The following is a 22,100-nucleotide window of genomic DNA, read 5'->3' as shown; positions in this document are numbered from 1 at the left end:
AAACTGAGACTGAAAACTGAGACTGAAAACTGACCACTGAAAAAAGACTGAAATATGAAAAACATCTTTATTTATATCGTTTTATTATGGTCAACTCTTTCATTTGCTCAAAATGATCAGCTCGCGCAATATTACTATGATAAAGGTGATTTTGAAAAAGCCAAAATCAGTTACGAAGAACTGCTAAATGGTTCTCCATCCAATACACAATACTTTTTAAGAACGGTCGATTGTTATCAGCAATTGCAAAAATTTGATATTGCCGAAAAAGCAATTCAGGATCGTTTCAATAAATACAAACAAGGTGTTTTTTTAGTTGAATTGGGATATAATTTTCAATTACAAAAAAATGATGCCAAAGCCAAAAGTCACTACGAACAAGCAATCGAAAAAATAAAAACGAGTCCCAATGATGTTTATGGAATTGGAAACTCTTTTGAGAAAAAAGTATTACTAGAATATGCGTTAAAAGCCTACCAAACGGCAATGCTGGTTCAGCCCAATTACAATTTTAATTTCCAGATCGGAATGTTGTACGGACAGTTAGGGAAAACAGATCAAATGATTGATCTTTTATTGACCGAATCGTATAATAATCCTCAAAATGCTAATTTAATTCAAACACAATTAGCTCGTTTCATGAATGGCGAAACAGATAATACTGCTTTTAAGGATGCCATGCGTAAAGCTTTGATATTAAGAACGCAAAAAGATCAGGATGTTTTCTGGAATCACTATTTGAGTTGGTTTTATGTTCAACAAAAAGAATTTGGAAAAGCCTTTATTCAGGAAAAAGCAATTTACAAGCGCGAACCGGAATCACTTTCTAGTATTGTTAATCTAAGTCAGTTTGCCATGAGCGAAGACGATACAGATACCGCCGAGGAAATACTCAATTTTATACTTCAAAACACTAAAGATTTAGATTTATTGGTTCAGACCAATTCGTATTTAATGCAAATTAAAATCGATAAAGCTCAGGAAAAAGACTATCCAATTATCAATACAGAGTTACAACAATTGCTTACAACCTATGAAATAACTCCTTTTACCTTATCTTTGCAAATAATTCAGGCGCATTTCCTGGCTTTTAATCTCAAAAAGACTGAAGAAGCTAAGGCGATTATTAAAAAAGCACTAGAATTAAACCTGAACGATTATCAAAAAGCAGATGCTAAGATGGAGTTGGCAGACATCTTGCTTTTAGAAGAAAAGTTCAATCAGGCGTTGATTTATTATTCGCAAATTCAATTGGATTTAAAGAATGATGTAATGGCGCACGAAGCAAGTTTAAAAGCAGCAAAAACGAGTTATTACAAAGGAGATTTTGAGTGGGCTTTAAAACAGTTTAAAGAATTAAAAGCAGCGAACACGCAATTAATTGCCAATGACGCACTAGAATATTTTTTATTAATAAATGATAATACAGTTGCTGATTCGACACAAACAGCGTTGAAGCAATTTGCAAAAGGTGATTTTTTAATCTATCAGAACAAAAAGCAAGAAGCAACCAATCAGTTTTTGAGTGTTTTAAAAACGTACAAAGGGCAAGAAATAGAAGCTGTAACATTGTTGCGTTTAGGTAAAATTTATGAAAGTCAAAAAGATTTTAGTTCGGCTTTAAGCCAATATCAACAGATCATAGACAATCATGGCGACGGAATTTATGTAGATGAAGCATTGTTCTTTTCGGCAGAAATTTATAACGACGAATTACACGATGCCGAAAAGGCAAAACCATTATATGAGAAGGTAATTTTTAATCATCAGGATAGTATTTACTTTGTTGATGCCAGAAAAAAATACCGACAGTTAAGAGGAGATAAAAATTTATAAAACAGATTATTAGATTTTAGACTACTTAGATTATTAGACTTTTCTAAAATCTTGTAATCTAAAGATCTAAGAAGTCTAACAATCTAAAAAAGAATGATTATTTACAACGTTACTACCAATATACACGAAAGCGTTAAAGACCAATGGCTAAAGTGGATGCAGGAAAAACATATACCGGAAATTTTGGCAACACAAAAGTTCTCTTCGGCAAGAATCGTAAGAGTTATGATTGAAGAAGAAATGGGAGGTATCACTTATTCTGTACAATATGTTACGGACAGCAAAGAAACTTTAGAAAGATATTATATTGAAGATGAACCAAAATTTCATCAGGAAGCTTTAGGATTATTTGCAGATAAACTACTTTCTTTTAGAACAGAGTTGGAGTTGATTTCGGAACATTAAAAGAGATTTATAGATCATTAGACTTCTTAGATTTTTAGACTTGCTAAAAACCTAATAATCTAAGAAGTCTAAAAGTCGAACAATCTAAAAAAGAAGATGGAAAAAGTAAAAGCCAAAAAACATTTAGGACAACACTTCCTGAAAGACGAAAGCATCGCCAAAGCAATTGCCGATACTTTAAGTTTAAAGGGATACGATGAGGTTTTAGAAATAGGACCAGGAATGGGTGTGTTGACTAAATATTTGCTTGACAAACCAATTAATACACACGTGATAGAGATTGATGGAGAATCTGTGGTGTATTTGGGTGAAAATTATCCAAAATTAAAAGATAAAATTATCTCTCAGGATTTCCTGAAATACAATATAAACGAAGTTTACGAAAATAAACAATTCGCCATTATTGGAAATTTTCCTTATAACATTTCGACACAAATCGTTTTTAGAACTTTAGAATTTAAACATCAGATTCCGGAATTTTCTGGGATGTTTCAAAAAGAAGTTGCTGAACGTATTTGCGAGAAAAAAGGCTCAAAAGCTTACGGAATCTTATCGGTATTAGCACAGGCTTTCTATGATACTGAGTATTTATTTACTGTAGACGAAAATGTTTTTATTCCTCCGCCCAAGGTCAAGTCGGGTGTGATGAAAATGACCCGAAAGGAAGATTATAGTCTTCCTTGCTCTGAAAAATTGTTTTTTACGGTTGTAAAAACGGCTTTTCAGCAAAGACGAAAAACATTACGTAACAGTTTGAAAACATTAAATTTATCAGATGATTTGCGATTGGACACTATCTTTGATAAACGTCCGGAGCAATTAAGCGTAGACGAATTTATTGTTTTGACTCAAAAAATAGAAGCCGATGGAGTTTAAAATCAGCAAAGAGCTAATTAAAACAATAGCTCAACTCATTCAAGCTAAAAATAATACAGAGTTAGAGATTTTATTAAATGACATGCATCACGCGGATTTCGCTGAAATTCTTGATGAAATTGACATTGATGAAGCAACCTATATCTTTAAAGTTTTAGATAGCGAAAAAACAGCCGAAATTCTTCTGGAATTAGAGGATGATTTGCGTGAAAAAATCTTAAGCCGACTTTCGCCTAAAGAAATCGCTGAAGAGCTGGATGAACTTGAGACAAATGATGCGGCTGATATTATTGGTGAACTTTCAAAAGATAGAAAAGCCGAAGTAATCTCAGAACTTCAAGACGTTGAACACGCAAAAGGAATTGTTGATTTATTGCGTTACGACGAAGATACAGCCGGAGGTATAATGCATAAAGAGTTGGTGAAAGTCAACGAAAACTGGAATGTACTGACTTGCGTGAAAGAAATGCGCATTCAGGCAGAAAACGTTTCGAGAGTGCATTCTATTTATGTTGTTGATGATGAAAATAGACTTAAAGGCAGATTGTCACTTAAAGATTTATTGACAACATCAACCAAAACACAGATTTCAGATATCTATATCAGAAAATTATATTCTGTAAATGTAGAAACGCCAGATGTTGAGGTAGCTCGAATAATGGATAAATACGATTTGGAAGCTATTCCTGTTGTAGATGAATTAGGGCGTTTAGTAGGACGCATTACAATTGATGATATTATTGATGTCATCAAAGATGAAATAGAAAAACGAGATACCGAAGATATTCAAAAATTCGGGGGACTTGAAGCATTAGAATTACCATATGTTCAAACTCGTCTTGGCGAAATGGTCAAAAAGAGAGCAACTTGGCTGGTCGTTTTATTTATTGGAGAAATGTTCACCGCTTCGGCAATGGGATTTTTTGAAGGAGAAATAGAAAAAGCAGTAGTCTTGGCATTATTTGTTCCACTTATTATATCTAGTGGAGGAAATTCAGGCTCACAAGCAGCGACACTTATCATTCGCGCAATGGCGTTGAAAGAGTTGACGCTGAAAGACTGGTGGTATGTAATGAAAAAGGAAATTGCATCAGGATTTTTGTTAGGTGCTATTTTAGGAATTGTTGGTTTTATCAGAATTATGGTTTGGCAACAAACAGGACTTTACGAATATGGAGAGCATTGGCTTGCAATTGGAGCAACAGTTTCTCTTTCGTTAGTGTTTATTGTTTTGTGGGGAACACTTTCGGGCTCAATGATACCTTTCTTGCTGAAAAGACTTAAGCTGGATCCTGCGACTTCATCAGCTCCATTTGTGGCAACTTTAGTCGATGTAACAGGATTAGTAATCTATTTTACGATTGCTTCTTTGTTATTAAAAGGAAAACTGCTCTAAGAATAGTATAGATGCCTGAATTTTGTGCATTACGAACACAAATTTAAAGAAAGTGGGTTTGGGACTTTGAAAGAGTTGCTAGCTTAAATTGTCTATAGAGGAACACGGATGAAGCAGATTCGCTATCGCGAAAACACGGATTAGACGGATTTTTCATCTATTTGTTTTAAAAAATCCGTTTTTATCCGCGTTTTTACTTTGGTAAATCCGTTTCATCCGCGTTCCTTTCGAAAAGAGTTAGATAGTATAATGCTTTTGAAATAGCCAGAATGAATTCTTGAATTTTAGATTTTTGCCACAAATTGATGGATTGCAGTGATTTAAAATCTGTAAAATCTGCGTAATTTACACGTCGAAAAATCTGCTATTAGCCAACCAATAACAAATTAAAAATCAACCCAGAATGAAAGTACATATAATAGGAGGAGGAAACCTTGGCGTTTCTATTGCTCTGGGAATTGCAAAATTCTCAAAAAATAATCAAGTTACCGTTACAAGACGAAATACAGCAAGTATTCAATATTTATCAGAATATGGAATTACAGTTTCATCAGATAATAAACATAATATTCAAGAAGCAGATGTTGTGGTTTTAACCATAAAACCATATCAGGTTGATGTTGTTTTGGCAGAAATTCTACCGGTAATTAAAGGAAAAACAATTGCTTCGGCAGTAAGTGGTTTGTCTTTGGATGTTTTACAATCAAAAACAAATAACGAATATCCGGTGGTTAGAATTATGCCAAATATTGCGGCACAATTTGGCGAATCGGCAACTTGTATTTCATTTCCTGAAAAAGACAGAGAAAAAGCATTGCCAATTGTTGATCTATTCCAGGATTTAGGAACAGCTCCAATTATTGACGAAAAACTAATGGACGCAGCAACTGTTCTTGGCGCGTGTGGAACAGCATATGCTTTAAGATACATTCGTGCTTCAATGCAAGCTGGAATCGAAATTGGTTTTGATTCTCAAACAGCTTTAGCAATCGCTGCACAAACCGTAAAAGGAGCTGCAAAAATGTTGCTAGAGGAAAAAGTACACCCAGAACAATTAATCGATCGTGTAACGACGCCTCAAGGCTGTACAATTGTTGGATTAAACGAAATGGAGCATAATGGTTTCAGTTCTTCTTTAATTAAAGGAATAAAGACTTCTTTGAAACAGATTAAAGGATAAAATTCTATAAATCTCAAATATAAAAATCCCAAATTCCAATTCTTTAGTTGGAGTTTGGGATTTTTTCGTTGTTGCTAAACCCGACAGGTTTCAAACACCTGTCGGGTTTGTTATTGGTGAAAATTAATTAGTCTCTACAATATTCAATAAGATAGTTTATATCTTCTTTAGTTAAGGTTTTTGAGAATGTCATTTTGTGATAATCAATTCCAAATTCTTCAATTTTTGTACTGTCAATTATGTTCTTCTTATTAATTAACCATTTGGTGAACACAAGAGAATCGGTTTCACTTAGTGCAGGTCCAGTTGATCTCGCATGTTTTTTGTGACAAGCAGCGCAATTTGAATTAAAAATTTCTTGTCCCTTTGTTGCCGTTTCTGTTAAATTTGGTGTTCCACAAAATGAAGGGGCTGGTATTCCACACATTAAAGCTGGTGGAACGTATGTTTTTATATGATATAGTATTACTCCAACTAAGAAGATAATGAGTGTTATTGATGTGATTAGTATATGTTTAATTTTTTTCATTTAGTAATCTCATGATTGGAGTTTTAATCTCTGAGGGATTAAGTATTAGGCTTTCTTTCTTGTCAAAATATACTTCAAATAAACAAATCCAAAAAGACCAGAAAGAATTGAAGCAATCAAAATTGCAATTTTAGAAAAAACTATGATTTCCGGATCATGAAAAGCTAAAATGGTAATGAAAATAGACATCGTAAAACCAATTCCACCCAACATTCCTGCTCCTAAAATATGAGCCCATTTTAGACTTTTTGGTAAAGAACAAAATCCTGCACTGACTCCAATCGCCGAGAAAAGAATAATTCCTAAAGGCTTACCCACAACTAAGCCTAATATAATTCCTAAAGTGTTGCTATGGCTTAAACCTTCATGCCAGTCCGATTGAATTGCGATGCAAGTATTAGCAATCGCAAATAAAGGTAAAATTACAAAGGCAACAGGTTTGTGTAAAAAGTGTTGTAATTTATAAGAAGACGAGTTTTTGCCGCCATCTCCAAACGGAATTACAAATGCTAAGATAACACCAGTTATTGTAGCATGTACACCAGAATTCAACATGAAATACCACATGATAACACCACCAATTAAATACGGAATCAGGTTTTGTACTTTCATTCGATTTAAAACAAACAAGAATGCCCAGATACCTAAAGCAATTGCAAGATTTACAAAAGCAATTGTTGTAGTGTAAAAAATGGCAATAACAATTATTGCACCCAAATCGTCAATAACTGCCAATGCGGTTAAGAAAACCTTTAACGAGGCAGGGACTTTATTTCCTAAAAGCGATAAAATTCCAATTGCAAATGCAATATCAGTCGCCATTGGAATTCCTGCTCCGTTTTGTGTTGCACTTCCAAAATTTAAAGCCAGAAAAATAACGGCCGGAATCAACATTCCGCCAAATGCCGCCATAATTGGTAACGAAGCATTTTTTATACTAGATAATTCACCGTGGTAAATTTCGCGTTCTAATTCTAAACCAATTAGTAAAAAGAAAATAGCCATTAAGCCATCATTAATCCAATGCGTGATCGAATGTCCGTTGAGATCTGTTTCCCAAAAAGCAATGTATTCTGTTTGAAACGAAGAGTTTGCAAGATAAAGTGATATAATCGTAACAAATAGTAAAAGTAATCCTCCTGATTTTTCGTTGTTAAAAAAGGATTTGAAAGTCTTAGTTAATTTCATATTGTAGAAGGATCAGGTGATTTAGAAAGAGAAATATTCAACGAAACTCGATGAATGTTATATTTCAAAGTTAAAAAAAATAAACCCAATAAAAAATTCCGAATGTTTTGTTAGGATAGAAACTATGAATAATCTCAATTCAAAATGGAGAATAAGCTGTATTTTTGTTTTTTTTTATTAGCAAAATAAAACTTTACATATGAATGTCAAAATTTTACATATAGACAGCAATAACCCAATTCTTTGGCAACAATTAGAAGATGCAGGTTTTGAAAATCATGCCGATTTTAAATCTTCAAAAGAAGAAATAGAAACTAAAATTCAGGATTATAATGGAATCGTAATTCGAAGCCGTTTTAAAATCGATAAAACCTTTTTAGACAAAGCAACCAATTTACAGTTTATTGCCAGAGTTGGTGCAGGTCTAGAAAGTATTGATTGTGAGTATGCCGAAACGAAAGGAATTCATTTAATCGCCGCTCCGGAAGGTAATCGCAACGCTGTTGCAGAACACTCTTTGGGTGTGATTTTATCATTATTCAATAATTTAAATCAAGCCGATGCCGAGATAAGAGCTGGACATTGGAACCGTGAGAGCAATCGTGGTCACGAACTTGACGGAAAAACAGTTGGAATTATTGGTTATGGAAACATGGGAAAAGCCTTTGCTAAAAAACTGCGTGGTTTTGATGTAGAAGTTGTCTTTCATGATATTTTAGAGAATATTGGTGACGAAAATGCGAAACAAGTTTCACTGAAAGAATTACAGCAAAAAGCCGATGTTTTGAGTTTACACCTTCCGTGGACACCGGAAACGGATAAAATGGTTAATGCTGATTTTATTAACGCATTTGCAAAGCCATTTTGGGTCATAAATACTTCGCGTGGTAAGAATATAGTAACGGCAGATTTGGTTAGCGCCATGAAGTCTAAAAAGGTTTTAGGCGCAGGTTTGGATGTTTTGGAGTATGAAAAATTATCTTTCGAAACATTATTTCAGGATAAAAATACGCCCGAAGCGTTTCAATATTTATTGCAAGCTAAAAATGTCTTGTTAACGCCTCATATTGCGGGTTGGACTTTTGAAAGTCACGAACGTTTAGCGCAGGTTATTGTAGATAAAATAAAGTCGGTTTATTCTTGAAATTCAAACTAAATTTATCTAGGTTTTAATAATAAGTTTTTTCTGAAGAATAATCTTATTTAGAATTAGTTTTTATAAGTATTTTTTTTTAATATTGTTTCGAATTTTAACAAAATTTTAAACAAAGGAGTAACCGAAAATCCTAAAAGAGTAGGTGTTAACGAACTAATTTTATTAATTATGATTGAATGGTACAAAAAGGTGGTTTTTGATAACTATGCAAATTTTAGCGGAAGAGCAAGAAGAAGTGAATATTGGTATTATACCTTAGCAACTATAATCATCTCAATGCTTTTAGGTCTTGTTGATTTTGTTTCTAATCTTACGATTGGTCTTAATCCGGGAATGGGTATTACTCGTGCTATATATAGTTTGTTGGTTTTTTTACCAGGTCTTGCTGTTATGGTTAGACGTTTACATGATGTTGGTAAGAGTGGTTGGTTTTTCTTTATTATATTTATTCCTTTAGCTGGAGTTATCTGGTTGTTAATTGTGTTATGTACTGAGGGTGATAGTGGACCAAATGCATACGGTCCGGATCCTAAAAATGAATTTGATGAAATTAATGAAATTGGAAACGTTGAATCATAGTAATTAAATAATTAGATAAAAATGGAAACTAGCAAACATGAGGCTTGGAACACCCCTTCAAGACCGAGAGAAGAGAATAAAAAAATTGTAAGTGGAATTTTTGCAATTTTGTTAGGAGTATTAGGAGTTCATAAGTTTTATTTAGGATACACTAAAGAAGGAATAATTCAGCTTCTTCTAGGTTTTGTATGTGGGATTGGTGGACTTATTGGCCTTATAGAAGGAATTATTTATTTGACCAAAACAGACGAAGAATTCTATCAAACGTATCAAGTTGGTAGAAAGCCTTGGTTTTAATATATAAACATCCCACTCGAAAGAGTGGGATTTTTTTTTTGAGTTTATCTCTTTTTTAATTGTCTTTTTGTAATATAATAAAAACTTTTACTTCCTGTCGAGATGTTTTAAAGTAAGTAATCTTGCGCTTTACTAAAAAAGTAATGGAGTAACTGAAAATCCTGAAGAGTAGGGAAATTGTAAAAAAAATATTATGTTAGAAATGTACAAGAAAGTAGTTCTTGAGAACTACGCAAATTTTAATGGTAGAGCAAGAAGAAGAGAATATTGGATGTTTTTTTTGGCAAACCTAATTATTAGTTTTGTTATAGGTTTTCTTTTTGGACTTTTGGCTCCAAAAGTTGCGTTTGTTGCAAATTTTTATAGTTTACTAGTTTTAATCCCTTCATTTGCGGTTGCAATTAGAAGATTACATGATGTTAATAAAAGTGGATGGTTTATATTAATTCCTATCTATAATATTATATTACTTGCGACAGAAGGTGATAAGGGGCCTAATCAGTATGGTGAAGATCCTAAAAATGAATTTGATGAAATGAATCAAATTGGGAAAGAATAATTTTTCTAGTTATTAAATAAAAATTGTAATTAAAAAGCCCATTTACTTAGTAAATGGGCTTTTTTCTTTTGTATCTAGAGATGTATAATTAATCTTCCTTTTCAGATAATTTACGCTCTAATTCTATTTGAAACTCTTCGATAACAGGTTTCATAGTGCTTTCAGGAATATCGGCGATTCTAATGTACATTAAACCATCTACAGCGTTATTAAACAAAGGATCGACATTAAAGGCTACAACACGTGCGTTTTGCTTGATGTACTTTTTAATTAAAACCGGTAAACGTAAATTTCCTGGTTCTAATTCGTCAATAATTTTATCAAACTTATTCAAATCAGATTCAGCTTCATCAAAGATAAAATCTTTGTCAGCGTCTTTCAGTTTTACTTTATAAGCTTTCTTAGGGTGAATGTATTGCGCGATATACGGATCGTAATAATTAGATTTCATGAACTCAATCATCAATGATTTAGAGAAATCAGAGAATTGATTGCTGATACTTACTCCGCCCAATAAATATTTATGCTCAGGATAACGCAAAGTAGTATGAATAATACCTTTCCATAACAAGAACAAAGGCATAGGTTTTTGCTGATAATCTTTTACAATAAAAGCACGTCCCATTTCGATGGATTTATGCATCATATCGTGCAATTCAGGCTCAAATCTAAATAAGTCATTTAAATAGAAACCTTCAATTCCGTATTTAGGATAAATTTCAGAACCCAATCCCATTCGGTAAGCACCTGCAATTTTTTTAGTTTCATCATCCCATAAAAACATATGGTGATAATATTGGTCAAATTTATCTAAGTCGATAGATTCATTTGTTCCTTCGCCAACTTCACGGAAAGTGATTTCACGCAAACGACCAATTTCATGCAAAATATTTGGGATAACTTTTGCTCTGGCAAAAAATACCTCGTAGTTTTTACTTTGCAATAAACGGCAATCACTATTTCGTAACGCATTTACTTCGTCAATCATTTTTGATTCACTGGCAGGCGTTACAATTTTTTTAGGTGCTTTTGGTATTTTTAAACTTGCTGTATCTAATAATTTGCTATCCTTTTCAAAAGGATTAGCAAGCATATACGTTTTCTTTCTTAAAAATTCAGAATATTCTTCAAACGATTCAATTTCGTTTTGTTCGTTTACAGAGATTGGTTTTCCAATACGAACCTTAATAACGCGGTCTTTCTGTGTAAGCAATTCTGATGGTAATTTTGCAGTACGCAAAGTATCATCAATTTTAGAAAGCCAATAAAATAATCTACTGTTTTTAGCATGAAAATAAATCGGAACAACCGGAACTTTGGCTTTTCTAATTAATTTTAGAGCACCTTCTTCCCACGGTTTATCCACAACTAATTTTCCGTCTTTATAAGTCGAAACTTCTCCCGCAGGAAAAATCCCCAATGGTTTTCCGTCACTTAAATGACGTAAAGTTTCTTTAATTCCAACCACGCTCGATTTTGCATCCTTATGATTTTCAAAAGGATTTACGGGCATAATGTATTTTTTAAGCGGAACAATTCGGTGCAACAAAAAGTTAGCAATGATCTTGAAATTAGGTTCTCTTTCAAGCATTAATTTCAATAACAAGATACCATCAATTCCTCCAAGCGGATGATTTGAAATGGTAATATAAGCGCCATCTTTTGGCAAACGTTTTAAATCTTCTTCAGGAATTTCGAATTTGATCTCCATTTCATCCAAAATCCCGTTCAAAAACGCGACATCTTCTAAATGTTTATTATGATCGTAAATTTTATTAAGGGTAGAAATTTTAAGGACCTTCATAAGAATCCAGCCTGAAAAAGTACCCAAAACTCCGTACTTCTCAACATTTATTGCCTTTGCAACTTCTTTCGCGGTGACTAAACCCATGTACTATTTTTAATTTATTAGAGCAGCGAACAAAGATAACAAAAAACTCTACTTTTCGCCGTTTCAAACACAAACTTTCCACTTTTTTATTACATTTGGAATCCAAAAAAAATCACTAATGAAAATTATTTCTTATAATGTAAACGGAATTCGTGCTGCAATAGCTAAAGGTTTTATCGAATGGCTACAACATGCAAATCCTGATGTTATTTGCCTTCAGGAAATAAAAGCTACTGAAGAGCAAATTCCCGTAAACGATATAACGGCTGCCGGCTATCCTTATCAATATTATTACCCTGCAACAAAAAAAGGGTATAGCGGTGTGGCTATTTTATCTAAAATAAAACCCAATAATGTGGTTTACGGAACTGGAATTCAGCATATGGATTTTGAAGGACGTAATCTTCGTGCCGATTTTGATGATTGTTCTGTAATGAGTTTGTATCTTCCGTCTGGAACAAATATCGAAAGATTAGACCATAAATTTATGTTTATGGATGATTTTCAAAACTATATTAACGAGCTGAAACAAACAATTCCTAATTTGATTATTTGTGGAGATTATAACATTTGCCACGAAGCAATCGACATTCACGATCCGGTTCGTAACAAAACTGTTTCAGGGTTTTTACCTGCAGAACGCGCTTGGCTTGATGGTTTTATGAAATCTGGTTTCGTTGATAGTTTCCGTCATTTCAATAAAGATCCGCATCATTATTCATGGTGGAGTTACCGAGCAGGAGCAAGAGGGAATAATAAAGGTTGGCGTATTGATTATAATCTAGTGAGCGATTCGTTGCAACACAGACTAAAACGTGCGGTTATTCTTCCAGATGCAGTACATTCAGATCATTGTCCGGTTTTAGTTGAAATCGAATAAAATTTGGTACTGTTCTTGTTGAAAGAATAGTTGTTTAAGTTTTATAATTGACAATGTCATTGAATTTTTGATATTGTTAGATTATTAATACGTTCCAAATAAAATCTAAAAATAAAATGATTAAAAAAACTTCTATCGGATTAGTGCTTTTAGCTTTGACTATGACGTCATGTGTATCTAAGAAAATTTATAATGATCTTGAAACAAAATATTCAGATCTAAAAAAAGAAAACCGTTCTATCGCTGATGAAAATGCCGATTTGCAAAAGGCAAAAAATCAACTGGAATTAGATCGCGATGCTTTGACTAAAGATTTGAATAGCACAAAAGACGAATTAGCGAAACAAAAAGCCGATTTAGCCGCAGCGCAAAATAAATATAAGGTTTTACAGGATTCATACAATGCACTTGAAAAAAACAGCAATGATGCATTGGAAAAAAACATGAATAAAAATCGTGAATTGCTAGCGCAATTAGAAGCAAAATCTAAAAAATTAGCCGAAGAGCAAGCAAGTTTAGATAAAACGGCAAGTCGATTAAACGAACTTGAAGCTATGATTGCTGCAAAAGAAGAAGCAATGAAAAAGCTAAAAGAAACTTTGTCTAAAGCGTTAAACGGTTTTGAAGGTAAAGGTTTGACAGTAGAACAGAAAAACGGAAAAGTATATGTTTCTATGGAAAACAAATTGCTTTTTAATTCAGGAAGCTGGGCAGTTGGTACCGAAGGTAGAAAAGCAGTTGTAGAATTAGGAAAAGTTTTAGGAGATAATCCGGATCTTTCGGTTCTTATCGAAGGTCATACAGATGATGATCCGTACGCTGGTTCTGGGCCAATTGCAAATAACTGGGATTTGTCTACTAAAAGAGCTACAGCAATTGTAAATATTTTAAGTGAAAACACTAAAATCAACAAGCAAAAATTAACAGCAGCAGGTCGCAGCGAATTTTCTCCACTTGCTAGTAATGCAACACCCGAAGGAAAAGCTAAAAACCGTAGAATCGAAATTATTCTAACGCCAAGATTAGATGAAATCGCTGAAATGCTTAATAGTATAAATTAAGGATCAAAGGAACAAAGGTTCAAAGGCTCAGAGTTTTAACTTTGAGCCTTTTTTTTAATCTTTGTCGAACTCTCAATTGAAAAAGACCTTTGTACCTCTGCAACTTAGAGCCTTAGAAAAAACCTTGTATTTTTTTAACCTTTGTCGAATTCTCAATTGAAAAATACCTTTGTACCTTTGAACCTCTACAACTTTGAACCTTAGAAAAAAAATGAAATACACAACATTACCCAATACCGATATAAAAGTTAGTAAAATTTGCTTGGGAACGATGACGTTCGGGCAGCAAAATACAGAAGCCGAAGGGCATGCTCAAATGGATTATGCTCTTGAAAGAGGAGTTAATTTTTTTGATACGGCCGAGATGTATTCAGTTCCTGCAAGTGAGGCGACTTACGGAAGTACCGAAAAAATTATTGGAACATGGTTCAAGAAATCCGGAAATCGCGATAAAGTAATTTTAGCATCAAAAATCGCAGGTCCAAATCCGAGTTTTGGTTATATGCGTGAGAAATTAGATTTCTCTCCTGAAAGTATAAAATATGCTGTTGAAAATAGTTTAAAAAGACTTCAGACTGATTATATCGATTTATATCAAATGCATTGGCCGGAAAGAAAAACGAATAATTTTGGACAGCGCGCTTTTCACGGACATGATGATGTTTGGGAAGATAATTTTAGAGAAATTCTTGAAACTTTTGACGGATTAATTAAAGAGGGAAAAATTAAACATATTGGTGTTTCTAACGAAAATGCATGGGGAATGATGCGTCTTTTGGAAGAAAGTAAATACAATAGTCTGCCAAGAATTAAAACCGTTCAAAATCCTTATTCTTTATTGAATCGTTTGTTTGAAGTAAATTCTGCCGAAGTTTCGAAATATGAAAATGTTGGTTTACTAGGATATTCTCCTTTAGCATTTGGAGTTTTAACTGGTAAATTCTTAACTGGAGAAAGTCATCCAAAAGCGCGAATTAATCTTTTTCCACAGTATAAACGTTACAACGGTGATCAATGTACACAAGCAACGAAATTGTATCAGGAAATTGCTAAAAAACATGGTTTAACTTTGACAGAGTTAGCGATGGGATTTGTGTTGCAACAGCCGTTTTTGACAAGTGCAATTATTGGAGCTACAACATTAGAGCAGTTAAAAGAAAACATCGATACAATTGATGTAGTGCTTTCTAAAGAGATCCTTGCCGAGATTGATGCTGTTCAGGCTATTATTCCAGATCCAGCGCCTTAAGTTATACGCCGAAGATTTTAAACTTAGTATTGTCATTTCGACCGAAGGGAGAAATCACACGAGTAACTCTACAAAGATTGATAATTTTCTTTGCGGAATTCTAGTGTGATTTCTCCCTTCGGTCGAAATGACAAATATTGTTATCTTATGAATAATTCAATAATTACAAATCAAATTCATCATCTCTCCCCAAAGAATCAGCTGGAATTGCTGTTGAATCTGGAGCTTTTATGCGTATGAACGAACGTGCATTTCCGGAAATATAAACCGGTCTAAGGCCTCCAAGGGTATCTTCAGAAACCAAAACGCCACGACGTAACATTAAGTTGCTTAAGAATCTCTGATTTTTTACAGCAAAATCTTTTAGATTTCCCTGATCGTTAAACTGGTACATGAATTTTCGGGGTTTCGGAATAATTGTAGCCAGGAACAAACATTCGTTTAAAGTCAAATCTGCAGGTCTTTTTTGAAAGTAAAAATGACTTGCTTCTCCAATTCCATATACATTTGGTCCCCATTCGATAATGTTGAAATAAACTTCGAGCATTCTTTCTTTGCTTGCAATGCGGTTGTTTTCTAAAATATAAACTAAAAGAATTTCTTCAAGCTTTCGCGAAAGCGTTTTCTCACGGGTTAGGAAAACGTTTTTAATCAATTGCATACTGATTGTACTGGCGCCTCGAGAGAACTTTTTGGTTTTAATGTTTTTTATAATCGATTGTTTAAAAGCTTCGTTAATAAATCCGCGATGCGAGAAAAACGAGGGATCTTCGGTAGTTAAAACAGATTTTCTTAAATAAGGCGAAATCTGATCTAAGGGTGTATAGTTTGGATTTGCATTTCCAACCAAAATTGGACGTTGCAGAACATTTTGAATTATGGCGCGATAAACAAATTCTCCGTTAAGTTTATTTAAGTCAGCCTCGCCATATTTTGTGATTCGTAAATCTTCTTTGTTCAGTTTACTGTCAAAAACTAGATCATTAGGATTGTTTTTGTTGAATTTGAAATCTAATTTATAGTCGAAATTTCCAGTAGCTTCCATTCCTTGAAAATGCGTAAATAAACCATCGGGTAACGAAACTATAAAATCCTGAGCTTTCATCTTAGGAATGTTTACTTTTAAGGTATAAGTCGTGTCTTTTTCGGTGTTATATGAAATATAAGGTTTTACTTTTATCTTATTCAATTGCATTGACGAAGTGCTGTCGATCGAAATAAAATCGTCTCCCAATAAAAAACGATAATCAAAACGAGCATTCTTAATGACAACGTCTTTACTGGCAATTTTTGGATGATTAATTTTTAAATTGGTAATAGAAGTGTAGCCATCAATATGCAATTCGCTTCCGTCTTTTTCTATATTTTGAACGTTTAATCGGATCGAATCAAAACTGGCTTTCAAATTGTAACGATCGTCTAAGTACGGAACACGAATAGCTCCGGTATCTAAATTGAAGAAACGAATATCAGCTTTTTTATTTCTTGGGTCAGCAAAGCCTTTTATGTTCCAACGCTGATCGAAATCTTTACTTTGAACATGAAGATTGGTTTCGAGTTGTTTGTTGTCTAAAACAAGTTTATTGATTGCAATGGAAGCTTTTTTACCGTTGTCGTCAATTCTGAAATTTAAATTTTCCAACTTCATATCGGTTGGAACCAAGTTTAATAATTTTGAGATAATTCTATAAGCAAAAGTGGCGTATTTACGTTTTTCGTTTTTATCAGAATCGGCTTTGTCTTTTTTTAAGAAAGCATCAAAATTTCGGATATTTCCTTTTTTGACCAATTGAATGTAACCGTTATTGATATGGAGTGTTCCAACTTGAATGTCTCCAATTAATAAATTGGCCAAGCTAATACTGGTTTCTATTTTATGAATGTGGCAAAGTGTGTCGGCATTTTTTGGAACCAGAATAACATCTGTTAATTTAATTCCTGATAAACCATCAAAAGAAGCCGATTTTACAGAAAATGTGCTGTTGTATTCTGTATTCATTTTGTTGGTTACTTTTACAATAGCTTGTTTTAAAAGTGAATCGCGAAAAATGTAAAAGCCTAAAAAAAGCACTACCAATACTGATGCAAGTATTAGTAATGCTTTGTATATTTTTTGTTTTGGAAATTTCATAAAGTAAATTTATAACAAAATTATCCAAAAAGAATACCTGCAACATCTTCAATTTTTGCAACAAGCTCAATTTTGATTCCGGTATTTTTTAGAGCAATTTTATTGTACTTAGAGACAAAAATAGTTGTAAATCCTAGTTTTTCGGCTTCCTGAATGCGTTGGTCAACTCGATTTACGGGGCGAATTTCACCCGAAAGTCCCACTTCGCCAGCAAAACAAAAACCTTTTGTCACTGGAATGTCTTCATTAGAGGATAAAATGGCAGCAACAACGGCCAAGTCAATTGCAGGATCATCAACGGAAATTCCGCCGGTAACATTCAAAAAGACATCTTTTGCGCCTAAGCGAAATCCGGCTCTTTTTTCTAAAACAGCCAAAATCATGTTTAGTCTTTTGGCGTTGTAACCAGTCGTACTGCGTTGTGGTGTTCCATAAACTGCTGTGCTTACAAGCGATTGTATTTCGATCATCAGTGGGCGCATTCCTTCCATGGTTGTGGCAATTGCAGTTCCCGACATTTCTTCGTCTTTGTGTGAGATTAAAATCTCTGAAGGATTGCTAACTTCACGTAATCCGCTTCCCAGCATTTCATAAATTCCTAATTCGGCAGTAGAACCAAAACGGTTTTTTAGCGAACGTAAAATTCTGTAAACGTGATTTCTGTCGCCTTCAAACTGCAAAACGGTATCGACCATATGTTCCAAGATTTTTGGACCAGCGATGTTTCCGTCTTTCGTAATATGTCCAATTAAAATAACCGGAATATTAGTTTCTTTTGCAAATTTGATCAATTCGGCAGTAGTTTCTCTAATTTGAGAAATACTTCCGGCTGTCGATTCTATATAATCAGTATGTAAAGTCTGAATCGAGTCGATAATGACAATTTCAGGCTGAATGGCTTCAATTTGTTTGAAGATGTTTTGCGTCTTAGTCTCCGTCAAAATATAGCAATTATCGCTATTTGGCGTTATTCTTTCGGCACGCATTTTTATTTGTTTTTGGCTTTCTTCGCCAGAAACATATAAAGTTTTATAAGGCAGTTTTAATGATATTTGAAGTAAAAGTGTACTTTTTCCAATTCCCGGTTCACCGCCCAAAAGCGTTAAAGATCCGGGAACGATTCCGCCACCTAAAACACGATTTAATTCGCCATCAGTAGTATCCATTCGGATTTCTAGAGCGGAATCAATTTCGTTAATTTTTAACGGACGAGGTGCTTTACCACTTGAAGTTGGCTCGCTTTTCCAAGCTACTTTTTCTTGCTTCTGAATAATTTCTTCAGCAATAGTATTCCATTCTTTACACGCATTGCATTGCCCTTGCCATTTGGCATATTGAGTTCCGCAGTTCTGACAAAAAAATGAAGTTTTAACTTTTGACATTATTTACTGGTTTTTGCAAGTGCATTCATTTGGTCCATTTTTTCATACATTAAATCTTTGGTAAGATCTCCAATTGGTTCCATTTGAGATGCATTTTGATATTTTTTTGAAGCTCTCTTTGGATCTCCCATTTTTTCGTACATCAATCCTAATTCATATTCTCCAAGCATAGCTTTTGGATAATTGACATTTCCAATCTCCGCCATTTTACCCAATTCGTCGTACGCATTCTTTTTTAGGATAAGTGTTTCAATTACTTTAAAATCACTTATTCTTACAGGAATCTGGACTCCCAGAACTTTAGACATCGCAGTGTATTTGTTTTCCAGATAATCTGCATAACCTGTTTCAAGAACAGCAATTTTATTGTTGTATTCCGCAGAATTTATTGGTTTATATACTTCAAATATTTGATATAAAGCACTTGGAATTGCGTGTAAGACTTGAGTGTAATGTGTTGTGCCTTTAAATAAATCGTATTTATAGTTTACTAACGGATTATTTGCGATTTTAATATTGCTGTCTAACTTTTCTATTGGTTCTTTAATCTTTTTATTATCGCCATCTGCAACTGATAAATAGTAAAATAAGGGTTCTGTTGCTTTGGCAAATTTTTCAGGAATTCTAACTTCCATTTTATTAGCAAGTTCAGGACTGAAAGAAATGTAGGCATTAAAAAGAGGCTTTTCTTTATATAAATAAAAATTAATAAAACTTGCTGTAACATCATGACCTGCAATAATTCTAAAAGGCGATGTGCGGTATTTTTTTTCGATATACGGAACTAATTCGGCACCAATAAATTCAAAAAAATCGGCTCCTTTTTCAAACGGAAGTCCAGTTCCTTGGTCAACAGTTGTATCGTCTTCGCGTTCGTCATTTTTATTTTGATGAATTCCAATTATAATTACTTCCGGCAAATCGCCCCAATAAGCACCATAACTTAAAGCTCCGGAGAAAGGATCAAATAAATAATCTCCATCGAGTAAGTATAAAACGGGGTATTTTTTTTCAGGATTGGCTTCGTATGATTCAGGAAGTCCAATAGTTATTCTTCTTTCTTCGCCAAGTTTTTGAGATTTGATGTTGTCAAATGTTTTTTGCGAAAAAGCGGAAATGGAAATTAAAAGAAGTAGTAGGTAAACTTTTTTCATGAGTTGGGGCATTTCAGTGAATTAAAAAGTATATTAATAGTGTAGCAATATAATACTTTATTTGCTTTTTTGTTGATGTGGGATTTTAAAAAAGCAACGAAATATTACAGTCAAATTTATTTTGTTTTTGGACAAAAGAAAGCTTGTTTGTGCAAAAATAATTTTGACAAACTAGAAGAAAGTTATAATGTAAATGAGAAACTTAGGTTAACGAATTATCGTTTTCATTTGGGAAAATGATCCATGGTTTGAAGGTTTTAGCTTCTTCAAATTCCAGAGTTGCATATGAAATGATAATGATGATGTCGTCTTTTTGAACTTTTCTGGCAGCAGGTCCATTCAGTGTTATGTCTCCTGAATTTTTCTCTCCTTTTATAGCGTAAGTTTCAAAACGTTCGCCATTATTAATGTTTACAATAGATACTTTCTCACCTTCAATAATATTTGAGGCTTCCAGTAAAGTTTCGTCGATAGTAATACTGCCAATATAATTTAAATCAGCTCCAGTTACTTTTACTCGATGAATTTTTGATTTTATAACTTGAATTTGCATGTTGCAAAGGTAAATTAATTTAATGAAATGGTGTCAATCAACCTAATAGAATTAACAAATACTGCTATAAATGCGCGGTAATTTTTGTCTTCGTTTTTTTGATCTATAGGTAATAATGTAGATTCGTCTGCAATAACAAAATATTCGAGTTCAAACCTTTCGTTATCTTTAAAAGCATTTTCGACAAATTTTATGGTTTCTTCCGGGCTATTGTTTTTAAATATTTCTTTTGCTTCGGTTAAAACTTTGTAAATTATTGCAGCTTCTTTTCTTTCTTCCGGAGTTAAGCGCTCATTTCGAGAACTCATGGCAAGTTGGTTGTCTTCTCTAAAAATTGGACAGCCCACAACATTTACTGGTAAATTGGTCTTTTCGACCATTTTTTTAACGATTTGTAGTTGTTGAAAGTCTTTTTCTCCAAAATATGCATTTGTTGGAGTGACAATTTCAAACAATCGTTTTACAATTGTTCCAACACCGTTAAAATGACCTGGTCTGAATTTTCCTTCCATCTGATTTTCTAAACCATCAAAATCAAATGATTGCGAAATAGTGTGTCCTTCATAAATATCATCGACAGAAGGAGCATATAAAATCATTTTGTCACTTAAACCTCGCATTTTTTTTACGTCTTCTTCAAGAGTTCGCGGGTATTTATCAAGATCTTCAGGGTTGTTGAATTGGGTCGGATTAACGAAAATACTTACAACTGTGTCGTCGTTTTCTTTAAGTGATCTTTGCATTAAAGCCAAATGCCCTTGGTGTAAAGCGCCCATTGTTGGTACAAATCCGATAGTCGAATTCGCAGTTTTGATAGTTTTTAAATAGGCTATCAAAGCTACTTTACCGTAGAAAATATGCATGGCAGGATTATTAAAATTTTATGCAAACATAATATATTAGTTATAAACTGCATAAAATTTTGTAATTTTGCAACGTTTTTATTACCAAAAATTAAGTAAAATACTATTATGAAAGATAAGAGGATATTATACGTATCATCTGAAGTCGTGCCTTATTTGGCTGAAAATGAGGTTTCTTTAATGTCTTATGACGTTCCAAAAATGATTAACGATCAAGGAGGTCAGATAAGAATTTTCATGCCAAGATATGGAAATATCAATGAAAGAAGACATCAATTACACGAGGTGATCCGACTTTCAGGGATGAATTTGGTAGTGAATGATTTAGATATGCCATTGATTATTAAGGTAGCTTCAATTCCGAAAGAGAGAATTCAAGTATATTTTATCGATAATGATGAATACTTTAAGCGTAAAGCAACTTTTGCTGACGAAGAGGGGGTTTTGTATCCTGATAATGACGAAAGAGCAATATTTTTTGCAAAAGGAGTTGTAGAAACGGTGAAAAAATTAAACTGGGTTCCGGATATCATTCACGTTCATGGTTGGTTGGCTGCTATGTTGCCAATTTATATGAAACATTACTACAAAAACGAAGCTTTGTTTTCTGAAACTAAAATTGTGACCTCTGTTTATGGGCAATCTTTTGATGAGAATTTAGATTTAGAAATGATCAATAAAGTTAAATTTGATGGTGTTCCACATGAATCAGTTGCTGATTTAGAAACTCCAAATTACGAGAATATCTTAAAAGCTAGTATTTTGCACTCTGATGCTGTAATTATTGCGTCAGAAAATGTCTCCCCAAGTTTAACAAAATTTATAGAATCTTCAGGAAAACCTTTTTTACCTTTCGCCACGAAAGATGCATTCGCTGAAGCGTATACAAATTTCTATAAAACAATGGGACTTTAAATTTTAACTTTATTATTAAA

21 protein-coding genes are annotated in these 22,100 nt (G+C 33.5%); 13 read left to right on the top strand and 8 right to left on the bottom strand.

What is annotated here, in order from left to right; translation table 11 throughout:
* The first annotated feature begins 54 nt into the window (after positions 1-54).
* From IW18_RS21810 to proC, 5 genes are all read left to right on the top strand, one after another.
* A complete protein-coding gene (locus IW18_RS21810) occupies positions 55-1,836 on the top strand; it encodes a tetratricopeptide repeat protein (RefSeq protein WP_041520324.1) in 1,782 nt (593 codons plus the stop codon).
* Positions 1,837-1,929: 93 nt separating this feature from the next.
* Positions 1,930-2,241: a DUF4286 family protein gene (locus IW18_RS21805; RefSeq protein WP_041520323.1), complete on the top strand. Its 312-nt coding sequence runs from the start codon at positions 1,930-1,932 to the stop codon at positions 2,239-2,241.
* Between the two features lie 96 nt (positions 2,242-2,337).
* Entirely contained in the window at positions 2,338-3,117 is a 780-nt protein-coding gene (rsmA, locus tag IW18_RS21800) for a 16S rRNA (adenine(1518)-N(6)/adenine(1519)-N(6))-dimethyltransferase RsmA (protein ID WP_041520322.1), read from the top strand.
* Entirely contained in the window at positions 3,107-4,513 is a 1,407-nt protein-coding gene (mgtE, locus tag IW18_RS21795; protein ID WP_041520321.1) for a magnesium transporter, read from the top strand. The genes rsmA and mgtE overlap by 11 nt, the downstream gene beginning before the upstream one ends.
* Before the next feature lie 403 nt (positions 4,514-4,916).
* Positions 4,917-5,693: a pyrroline-5-carboxylate reductase gene (gene proC, locus IW18_RS21790; RefSeq protein ID WP_041520320.1), complete on the top strand. Its 777-nt coding sequence runs from the start codon at positions 4,917-4,919 to the stop codon at positions 5,691-5,693.
* A gap of 127 nt (positions 5,694-5,820) precedes the next feature.
* On the opposite strand, the gene IW18_RS21785 is transcribed toward proC, so the two are convergent.
* Positions 5,821-6,222, bottom strand: coding sequence for a c-type cytochrome (locus tag IW18_RS21785; protein WP_052480269.1), 402 nt, complete (start codon positions 6,220-6,222; stop codon positions 5,821-5,823).
* Between the two features lie 45 nt (positions 6,223-6,267).
* The gene (gene nhaA, locus IW18_RS21780; protein ID WP_041520319.1) at positions 6,268-7,410 is read right to left on the bottom strand and encodes a Na+/H+ antiporter NhaA; all 1,143 of its coding nucleotides are present in this window, start codon (positions 7,408-7,410) and stop codon (positions 6,268-6,270) included.
* Positions 7,411-7,609: 199 nt separating this feature from the next.
* Between nhaA and IW18_RS21775 the strand changes: the two genes are divergently transcribed.
* From IW18_RS21775 to IW18_RS21760, 4 genes are all read left to right on the top strand, one after another.
* On the top strand, positions 7,610-8,554 hold the full coding sequence (locus tag IW18_RS21775) for a 2-hydroxyacid dehydrogenase (protein WP_041520318.1): 945 nt from the start codon (positions 7,610-7,612) through the stop codon (positions 8,552-8,554).
* Between the two features lie 180 nt (positions 8,555-8,734).
* Positions 8,735-9,145 carry a DUF805 domain-containing protein gene (locus IW18_RS21770; RefSeq protein ID WP_041520317.1) on the top strand — a complete coding sequence of 137 codons (411 nt, stop codon included), beginning with the start codon at positions 8,735-8,737 and terminating at the stop codon, positions 9,143-9,145.
* A gap of 21 nt (positions 9,146-9,166) precedes the next feature.
* Positions 9,167-9,442, top strand: a complete 276-nt coding sequence (locus IW18_RS21765; protein WP_041520316.1) for a TM2 domain-containing protein — start codon at positions 9,167-9,169, stop codon at positions 9,440-9,442.
* A gap of 193 nt (positions 9,443-9,635) precedes the next feature.
* Positions 9,636-10,001 (top strand): DUF805 domain-containing protein, encoded by a 366-nt coding sequence (locus IW18_RS21760; protein ID WP_041520315.1) that lies wholly within the window; start codon positions 9,636-9,638, stop codon positions 9,999-10,001.
* Positions 10,002-10,089: 88 nt separating this feature from the next.
* Here IW18_RS21760 and IW18_RS21755 read toward each other — a convergent pair whose 3' ends face one another.
* A complete protein-coding gene (locus tag IW18_RS21755) occupies positions 10,090-11,892 on the bottom strand; it encodes a GNAT family N-acyltransferase (protein ID WP_041520314.1) in 1,803 nt (600 codons plus the stop codon).
* 118 nt (positions 11,893-12,010) lie between these two features.
* Here IW18_RS21755 and IW18_RS21750 point away from each other — a divergent pair, with 118 nt between their 5' ends.
* From IW18_RS21750 to IW18_RS21740, 3 genes are all read left to right on the top strand, one after another.
* On the top strand, positions 12,011-12,772 hold the full coding sequence (locus IW18_RS21750; RefSeq protein ID WP_041520313.1) for an exodeoxyribonuclease III: 762 nt from the start codon (positions 12,011-12,013) through the stop codon (positions 12,770-12,772).
* A 116-nt stretch (positions 12,773-12,888) separates the two neighbouring features.
* Positions 12,889-13,833 carry an OmpA family protein gene (locus IW18_RS21745; protein WP_041520312.1) on the top strand — a complete coding sequence of 315 codons (945 nt, stop codon included), beginning with the start codon at positions 12,889-12,891 and terminating at the stop codon, positions 13,831-13,833.
* Positions 13,834-14,044: 211 nt separating this feature from the next.
* Positions 14,045-15,082: an aldo/keto reductase gene (locus IW18_RS21740; RefSeq protein ID WP_041520311.1), complete on the top strand. Its 1,038-nt coding sequence runs from the start codon at positions 14,045-14,047 to the stop codon at positions 15,080-15,082.
* 163 nt (positions 15,083-15,245) lie between these two features.
* Here IW18_RS21740 and IW18_RS21735 read toward each other — a convergent pair whose 3' ends face one another.
* The 5 genes from IW18_RS21735 to panC form a co-directional block, all read right to left on the bottom strand.
* Positions 15,246-17,213: a transglycosylase domain-containing protein gene (locus IW18_RS21735; RefSeq protein WP_041520310.1), complete on the bottom strand. Its 1,968-nt coding sequence runs from the start codon at positions 17,211-17,213 to the stop codon at positions 15,246-15,248.
* Positions 17,214-17,233: 20 nt separating this feature from the next.
* Positions 17,234-18,595 carry a DNA repair protein RadA gene (radA, locus tag IW18_RS21730; RefSeq protein WP_041520309.1) on the bottom strand — a complete coding sequence of 454 codons (1,362 nt, stop codon included), beginning with the start codon at positions 18,593-18,595 and terminating at the stop codon, positions 17,234-17,236.
* Entirely contained in the window at positions 18,595-19,749 is a 1,155-nt protein-coding gene (locus IW18_RS21725; protein WP_041520308.1) for an alpha/beta hydrolase, read from the bottom strand. The genes radA and IW18_RS21725 overlap by 1 nt, the downstream gene beginning before the upstream one ends.
* A gap of 202 nt (positions 19,750-19,951) precedes the next feature.
* Positions 19,952-20,302, bottom strand: a complete 351-nt coding sequence (gene panD, locus IW18_RS21720) for an aspartate 1-decarboxylase (RefSeq protein ID WP_041520307.1) — start codon at positions 20,300-20,302, stop codon at positions 19,952-19,954.
* Positions 20,303-20,316: 14 nt separating this feature from the next.
* The gene (gene panC, locus IW18_RS21715; protein ID WP_041520306.1) at positions 20,317-21,165 is read right to left on the bottom strand and encodes a pantoate--beta-alanine ligase; all 849 of its coding nucleotides are present in this window, start codon (positions 21,163-21,165) and stop codon (positions 20,317-20,319) included.
* Positions 21,166-21,273: 108 nt separating this feature from the next.
* Here panC and IW18_RS21710 point away from each other — a divergent pair, with 108 nt between their 5' ends.
* A complete protein-coding gene (locus IW18_RS21710) occupies positions 21,274-22,080 on the top strand; it encodes a glycogen/starch synthase (protein WP_041520305.1) in 807 nt (268 codons plus the stop codon).
* The last annotated feature ends 20 nt before the right edge of the window (positions 22,081-22,100 follow it).

It is taken from the genome of Flavobacterium hibernum (genome assembly GCF_000832125.1).
GTDB classification, from domain to species: domain Bacteria; phylum Bacteroidota; class Bacteroidia; order Flavobacteriales; family Flavobacteriaceae; genus Flavobacterium; species Flavobacterium hibernum.
This window is presented reverse-complemented; position numbering and strand designations above follow the sequence as displayed.